The 7,252-nt window shown below is 73.2% G+C and carries 7 protein-coding genes; 4 read left to right on the top strand and 3 right to left on the bottom strand.

Annotation, left to right across the window (positions count from 1 at the left end):
• The first annotated feature begins 140 nt into the window (after nt 1-140).
• Both DMH12_RS35935 and DMH12_RS35930 read left to right on the top strand, forming a co-directional pair.
• A complete protein-coding gene (locus DMH12_RS35935; protein WP_125495500.1) occupies nt 141-476 on the top strand; it encodes a hypothetical protein in 336 nt (111 codons plus the stop codon).
• Entirely contained in the window at nt 473-1,147 is a 675-nt protein-coding gene (locus DMH12_RS35930) for a response regulator transcription factor (protein WP_125495499.1), read from the top strand. The genes DMH12_RS35935 and DMH12_RS35930 overlap by 4 nt, the downstream gene beginning before the upstream one ends.
• Before the next feature lie 24 nt (nt 1,148-1,171).
• Here the strand turns inward: DMH12_RS35930 and DMH12_RS35925 are convergent, their stop codons facing one another.
• Nucleotides 1,172-1,816 (bottom strand): phosphatase PAP2 family protein, encoded by a 645-nt coding sequence (locus DMH12_RS35925; protein ID WP_185832745.1) that lies wholly within the window; start codon nt 1,814-1,816, stop codon nt 1,172-1,174.
• Between the two features lie 174 nt (nt 1,817-1,990).
• On the opposite strand from DMH12_RS35925, the gene DMH12_RS39355 reads away from it, so the two are divergent.
• Nucleotides 1,991-2,833: a hypothetical protein gene (locus tag DMH12_RS39355; protein ID WP_185832744.1), complete on the top strand. Its 843-nt coding sequence runs from the start codon at nt 1,991-1,993 to the stop codon at nt 2,831-2,833.
• Nucleotides 2,834-2,858: 25 nt separating this feature from the next.
• Here the strand turns inward: DMH12_RS39355 and disA are convergent, their stop codons facing one another.
• Complete coding sequence (gene disA / locus DMH12_RS35910; protein ID WP_073726741.1) at nt 2,859-3,983, bottom strand: DNA integrity scanning diadenylate cyclase DisA; 1,125 nt, start codon at nt 3,981-3,983, stop codon at nt 2,859-2,861.
• Between the two features lie 81 nt (nt 3,984-4,064).
• Entirely contained in the window at nt 4,065-5,474 is a 1,410-nt protein-coding gene (radA, locus tag DMH12_RS35905) for a DNA repair protein RadA (RefSeq protein ID WP_125495495.1), read from the bottom strand.
• A gap of 175 nt (nt 5,475-5,649) precedes the next feature.
• On the opposite strand from radA, the gene DMH12_RS35900 reads away from it, so the two are divergent.
• Nucleotides 5,650-7,252, top strand: a 1,603-nt coding sequence (locus DMH12_RS35900; RefSeq protein WP_221763152.1) for a BACON domain-containing protein, incomplete at its 3' end; no start/stop codon positions are given.

Genomic DNA, 7,252 nt, shown 5'->3' with positions numbered 1-7,252 from the left:
GAGTCGATGTAACTATCAGCATACTGTCGATATCTAGCCTCGGTCACGACACGCTGCTCGTCGAATCTCTGAGCTACGTTTTTTTTGAATGGTGCGGAGGCCACCAAGATCACCACAGAGTGGCTCGTCCGCCGCGTCCGGTGTGTATCGCGGCCTTCGCCTGGTACGCCTACACCGAGACCCGCTCGGTCCTGACTCCGAGCGCCTACGCGCAGTTGCGCCCGGGAACCGCCTACGACGAGATGGCCCCCGTACTGCCGGACCGCGAGGCACACGACCCGCCCACCGACCGCGCCCCCGCGCCGCCGCCGGACGCCGACTGCCGCTACTACCGGGCGAGCGGCGAACTCCTCGTCTCCATCGACCACTTCCGGCTCTGCTTCGACGACCGGCGGCGACTCCTCACGAAGGACGTCGTCCCCGGAGCCGACAGTGAACGCGCCGACACGCACCGACAAGAGGAGTCCGCACGATGATCCGGGTCCTGCTGGCCGACGACGAGGCGATGGTCCGCGCGGGGGTGAGCGCCATCCTGGCGAGCGGCGGCGAGAGCGAGGTCGTCGCGGAGGCGGGCGACGGACGCGAGGCGGTCGAACTGGCCCGCGCGCACCGCCCCGACGTGGCCCTGCTGGACATCCGCATGCCCCGCCTGGACGGCCTCACGGCGGCCGAGGAGATCGTACGCACCGCCCCCGGCACCGCCGTCGCCATGCTGACCACGTTCTCCGAACAGACCTACGTGGCCCGCGCCCTGGCCGCGGGGGCCACCGGCTTCCTGCTCAAGTCCGGCGACCCGTACGAACTGATGGCCGGCGTACGGGCCGTGGCGGAGGGCGCCGCCTTCCTCTCCCCGAAGGTCGCCCGGTACGTCGTGGAGGACCTCGGCCGCGGCGGTGGCAGCGGCCGGCTCGCCCGCGAGGAGCACGCCCGCGCCCGCGTGGCCCGGCTCAGCCCCCGGGAGCGCGAGGTCCTCGGCCTCGTCGGCGCCGGTCTGTCCAACCCGGAGATCGCGGCCCGGCTGCACCTCGTCGAGGGCACGGTGAAGGCGTACGTGAGCACGGTCCTGGACCGGCTGGAGGTGCGCAACCGGGTCCGGGCCGCGATCGTGGCCTACGAGGCGGGCCTGGTCGAGGCGGACGACGCGTAGGCCCTCCCGCTTCCCGCCCGCCCGTCAGCGGCGCCGGTGCGAGGCGACGTACGCGCCCGGCGCCACGGCCCCCGGCCCGGTCAGCCACCGCGCCACCGGCGCCGACGAGCCCCGCATCGCCTCGGCCAGCCGCGTCGCCGGACGTATGCCCAGCCGTACGGCCACGGCGGCGACCACCGCGCCGAGCAGCAGCCCGGCGACGACGTCGTGCGGGTAGTGGACGCCGACGAAGACCCGGGAGAAGGCCATCAGCAGGGCGAGCGGCGCCGTCACCCGGACCGCGGTCCACCGGGCCAGGGCCAGGGCGACGGCCGCACCGCCCGCGATCGTCGCGTGGTTGCTCGGGAAGGACCAGTCACCGGTCGGCGGGCACTCCGCCAGCGAGGGCACCGCCCCGGCGACCGCCCGGCACGGACGCTCCTCCTCCACAACGGACTTGAGTACTTCACTGCACACATACGCGACAGCCGTGGCCACAGGTGCAAGGACCGCGATCGCGAACGCCCGTGGGTCATCGCGCCGCGAGCGCCACCAGGCGACGACGAACAGCGCGCCGAACACCAGGATGCCCGCCTCCGTCCCCACCTCCGCCGTGTGCTGGACCCACGCCGGGGTGTCCTGGGCGAAGCCGTTGATGTCGCGGTAGAGATCGTCATCCTCGAAAGTCATGCTCACGGACGGTAGGCGGCTGCTCGAAACGGTCACACCCTGCGATCGTCACGTCCGGCACCCGACGATCGGCAGGGGGCGGGGTCGGTCTCCGGGATGATGATCCGTAAAAGTTGCGGGCCTGAACGGCGGGTGGGACAAGGGAACGCGCGGATCTCTCGTACAGTTTGCGCCGTGGGATCTCTGCGCAATCCGGTCGGGCCGCTTCCCTCCTCCATCTACTGGCGACGGAGGGCCGTACTGCTGTCCCTGTTCGCCCTGTTGGCGTTGCTGATCACGTGGATCGTGGTCTCCGGCGGCGGAGGCGGCGACAAGGGGCGCGACGACGGAGCCGACGGCAAGAACCCGGCCCCGTCGATCACTCCGGGGCCCTCGGGGTCCGGGCCCGCGATCAGTGAGGCCCCGGGCGGCCGCGACGAGTCGGGGAGCGCGGACTCCGGTGGTACGGGGTCGGGTTCGGGTTCCGGCGGCGGCGAGGGCGGCTCGGGCGAGGGCGCCGGTTCCGGCGAGGACGCCGGCAACCCCGGCAGCGCCGGTGGCGGGGGCTCCGGGGGCGGCGCGGCGACGGGTGTCGGCGCGGGAGACGCACTGCCGGGCGGTTCGGCCCTGCCCGACTGCACCCCGGGCGCGGTGAAGTTCAGCCTGCGCAGCGTCCGCAACAGCTACACGCCCGGACAGACCCCCGCCTTCGAACTGACCGCGCGGAACACCTCCGGCGGCGACTGCAAGGTCGATCTGGGCCCCGGACACGCGGTGTTCACCATCACCCCGGCCAGCGGCGACGACGCCTACTGGGCCTCGGACGACTGCGTCGAGGACAAGAGCAAGGCCAGCCTCCAGTACCGGGTGGCCGCGAACAGCGGCATCACCTACACCGTGAAGTGGGACCGCAAGCCGAGTGCCCCCGAGTGCGGTACGCCCCCGGCGGGCTCGGCCAAGGCGGGGACGTACCTGGTGGAGGCCAAGGCGCCCGGTTTCGAGAAGGTCCGGACGTCCTTCGTGCTGAAGAGCGACTGACGCGAGCAGGCGAGGGCCGACGGAGTCAGACGTACCGCTCGAGGATCGACGACTCCGCCAGCCGCGACAGCCCCTCACGCACGCTGCGCGCCCGCGCCTCGCCGACGCCGTCCACCGTCTGGAGGTCGTCCACGCTGGCGGCGAGCAGCTTCTGCAGGCCGCCGAAGTGCTCCACCAGCCGGTCGATGATCGCGCCCGGCAGCCGCGGCACCTTCGCAAGCAGCCGGAACCCGCGCGGCGACACCGCCGAGTCCAGCGTCTCGGGAGACCCGGTGTAGCCCAGCGCCCGGGCCACCGTGGACAGTTCGAGCAGCTCGGCGTGGCTGAGCTTGTCCAGCTCGGCGAGCGCCTCGTCGACCGTGCGGGACCGCTTGGCGGTCGGCTCGGGCACGTAGTCCCGAACGACCAGCTCGCGCTCCGGCTCCACGCCGGCGATCAACTCGTCCAGCTGCAGCGCCAGCAGCCGTCCGTCCGTGCCCAGCTCCACCACGTACTCGGCGATCTCGGTGGCGATCCGGCGCACCATCTCCAGCCGCTGGGCGACCGCCGACACGTCCCGGACGGTCACCAGGTCCTCGATCTCCAGCGCGGAGAGCGTGCCGGCGACCTCGTCGAGCCGGAGCTTGTAGCGCTCCAGGGTGGCGAGCGCCTGGTTGGCCCGGGACAGGATCGCCGCGGAGTCCTCCAGGACCCGCCGCTGCCCGTCGACATAGAGGGCGATGAGCCGCATGGACTGCGAAACGGACACGACGGGGAAGCCGACCTGCTTGCTGACCCGGTCCGCCGTACGGTGCCGGGTGCCGGTCTCCTCGGTCGGAATGGTCGGGTCGGGCAGCAGCTGCACGCCCGCCCGCAGGATCTTCGACAGGTCCGAGGAGAGCACGATCCCGCCGTCGAGCTTGCACAGCTCGCGCAGCCGGGTCGCCGTGAACTCGACGTCCAGTACGAAGCCGCCCGTACACATCGACTCGACGGTCTTGTCCGACCCCAGCACCATCAGACCGCCGGTGTTGCCGCGAAGGACCCGTTCCAGGCCGTCCCGCAGCAGCGTGCCGGGCGCCACGGCGCTCAGCGAGGCGCGCATCAGGCCATCGGCACCGGCACTCCCACCGGACTTTCCGGGAGCTGCTGCCCGGTCGTTGGCTGCCACTGCACTCCTCCGGTCGCAGGTTCTTCTGGTGCGCCCGTGTCGCACACTCGGTCGTACGGACGGGCGAGACCAGGGCAAAGTCTACCGGCGGTCCTCCTCCTCCCGTGGGGCGTCTCGCCGACGCGAGCGCGGAAGCACCCGCAGGGCGTCCCCTATGTCCGCGACTTCCAGGACCTTCATGCCGTCGGGAACCCTGCCGGGGTCGCCCGGTACCAGGGCGTGCGTGAAGCCCAGCCGGTGCGCCTCGGAGAGGCGGCGCTGCACGCCCGTGACCCGTCTCACCTCTCCGGCGAGGCCGACCTCGCCGATGGCGACGAGGTTCTTGGGCAGCGGGGTGTCACTGGCCGCACTGGCCAGCGCGAGCGCGACGGCGAGGTCGGCGGCGGGCTCAGACAGCTTCACGCCCCCGACCGTCGCGCTGTAGATGTCCCGCTTCCCCAGGGCGCTGATCCGGCCGCGCTGCTCCAGCACCGCCAGCATCATGGACACCCGGGACGTCTCCAGCCCCGAGGTCGTACGCCGGGGCGACGGAATCTGGGAATCCACGGTCAGCGCCTGCACCTCGGCCACCAGCGGCCGGCGGCCCTCCAGGGTGACGGTCAGACAGGTACCCGGCACGGGTTCGGCACGCCGGGTGAGGAACAGCCCGCTGGGGTCGGCGAGCCCGGTGATCCCCTCGTCGTGCAGCTCGAAGCAGCCGACCTCGTCGGTCGTGCCGTACCGGTTCTTGACCCCCCGCACCAGCCGCAGCCGCGCGTGCCGGTCACCCTCGAAGTGGAGCACCACGTCCACCAGGTGCTCCAGCAGCCGCGGCCCGGCGATGGCGCCGTCCTTGGTGACGTGCCCCACGAGCAGGGTGGACATCCCGCGCTCCTTGGAGGCGCGGATCAGGGCCCCCGCCACCTCCCGCACCTGCGCCATGCCGCCGGGGGCGCCGTCGATCTCGGGAGAGGCGACGGTCTGCACGGAGTCCAGGATCAGCAGCGAGGGCTTGACCGCGTCCAGATGCCCCAGCACCGCCGAGAGATCGGTCTCGGCGGCGAGGTAGAGGTGATCGTCGATCGCGTCGATCCGGTCGGCCCGCAGCCGCACCTGGCTCGCCGACTCCTCACCCGTGACGTACAGCGTCCGGTGCTCGTCGCTCGCCGACTTGGCCGCCACGTCCAGCAGCAGGGTGGACTTCCCGACCCCGGGCTCACCCGCGACCAGCACCACGGCACCGGGCACCAGCCCGCCACCCAGCACCCGGTCCAGCTCCGGCACACCCGTCGACCGCGCGGTCGCCTGCCGCCCGTCGACCTCCCCGATCGGCACCGCGGAGGTGGTCACGCGCCCCGGCGACGTCGTCCGCACGGCGGGCGCGCCGTACTCCTCGACGGTGCCCCAGGCCTGGCACTCGGGACAGCGACCGAGCCATTTGGCCGTCTGCCAGCCGCACTCGGTGCAGCGGAAGGACGGCCGTTCCTTGGTGGACTTCGCACGGGCAGCCATGCACGAACCGTAACGGCCCCCACTGACACCCCGGCGCGGGCGCGGTTCCGGAGGCACCCCGCCCCCCGGAACAACCGCCTCCTGTCCCCTTATGAGGGATCGTTTCACCCGTACGGATTAAAAGTGCCCAACGCGCCAGTTCGCGCCACCCATAGCCCCCTACGGTCGCCGAGTGATGAGGAGCAGTCCGGAGACCACGACCCGCACGACCGGCGCACACCGAGCGCACCGGGAGGCGCGTGACCGCGCCGCGGCGCGTTCCCTGGCGCAGCGGCCGCCCGCGCGCCACGCCGCGTACGACGCGTATCTGGACGGCCTGTTCACGTACTGCCTGTCCGTGCTCTGCGACCACACCGCCGCGACCGCCGCCCTGGGCGACGTCCTGGCGCTCGCCCAGCGCCGCGGCAACCGCGGCCCCGGTTCCGCCCAGGACCGCAGGGCGTGGCTGTACGCCCTGGCCCGCTGGGCCTGCCTCCGCAGGCTGACCGAGGCCAAGCAGAAACGTCAGAGCAGTCATGCGGCAGGCCGCCCCACCAGCACGAGCACCGGCGACACCACCAGCGAAGCGACGGCCACCGGCACCCCCGACGACAAGACCCGGCAACGCCACCGCGGCGAACTCGCCCAGCTGGCCTGGCCGGAGGCCGCCGGCACCACCCCCGAGCAGCGCGAGGCCCTGGAACTCGCCGTCCGCCACCGCCTGGCCCCCCACGAGGTCGCCGCGGTCCTCGGCATGGACCTGGCCGCCACCCGCGAACTCCTCGCCTCCGCCGCCTGCGAGGTCGAACGCACCCGCGCCGCCCTGGCCGTCGTGGAGACCGGCACCTGCGCCGGCGTGGCCCGCCTGACCGGCGACAACCGGTACGTGCTCAGCGCCGCCCTGCGCCGCGAACTGGTCCGGCACGTGGACGACTGCCCCCGCTGCCGCCGCACGGCGGAACGTGCGATCCCCGGCCGCTGGCCCGGCACCAGCGTCACTCCGGCCGAACTCCCCGTCCTGGAGGCCCCCCGCACCGCGCTGCACGTCGCCATGGCACACGTCACGCGAGCCCGGATCGCCGCTCCCCGCTTCGACCGCCGCGGCTTCCCCATGGACCCCAAGGACCGCGCCGCCCGCCGGGACCGGCTGCGCGCGCGTGCCGTCACCACCACCGTCGTCGCCACCGTCGTGGCGGCGCCCGTGCTCGCGCTGTGGGCGGCCTACCGCGGCACCCCCGTCGTGGAGGGCGAGGACGGCCGCTCGTCCAGCGCCAGCGAGGCGCAGGGCCCCGACGGCCTGGACGGCGACTCCGGCGGCGGCTACGAGAACGCGGGCAACGCCAGCACCACTCCCGGCACCGGCTTCGGCGAGAACGGCGAGGCCGACGTCTCCGTGGAGGTCGTCAGCGTCTCCGGCGCGGGCGAGAAGAGCGCGCTGAGCGTCACGGCCGGCCACGACGGCGACACCACGCTGGTCACCCTGACCGCGACCGGCGACGCCCCGGTCCGCTGGTCCGCCTCCGTCGGCGCGTCCTGGCTCTACCTGAGCCAGTCCTCCGGCACCCTGCGCCCCGGCGAGTCCCGCACGATCCGGGTGTACGTCGACCACCTGCACGAGCCGTCCGGCCACTGGACCGCCCGCGTGGCGGTGTCACCCGCCGGCGCGGTCGTCTCGATCAAGGGTTACGGCACCGCGCCCGGCGCGAGGCCCTGGAACTCGCCGTCCGCCACCGCCTGGCCCCCCACGAGGTCGCCGCGGTCCTCGGCATGGACCTGGCCGCCACCCGCGAACTCCTCGC

It is taken from the genome of Streptomyces sp. WAC 04229 (genome assembly GCF_003947455.1).
In the GTDB taxonomy this organism is placed as follows: domain Bacteria; phylum Actinomycetota; class Actinomycetes; order Streptomycetales; family Streptomycetaceae; genus Streptomyces.
This window is presented reverse-complemented; position numbering and strand designations above follow the sequence as displayed.

Excerpts from the sequence above, each read along its gene's own strand:
- DMH12_RS35930 (WP_125495499.1), top strand. The coding sequence starts at position 473 with ATGATCCGGGTCCTGCTGGCCGACGACGAGGCGATGGTCCGCGCGGGG.
- DMH12_RS35925 (WP_185832745.1), bottom strand. The coding sequence starts at position 1,816 with ATGACTTTCGAGGATGACGATCTCTACCGCGACATCAACGGCTTCGCC.
- radA (WP_125495495.1), bottom strand. The coding sequence starts at position 5,474 with ATGGCTGCCCGTGCGAAGTCCACCAAGGAACGGCCGTCCTTCCGCTGC.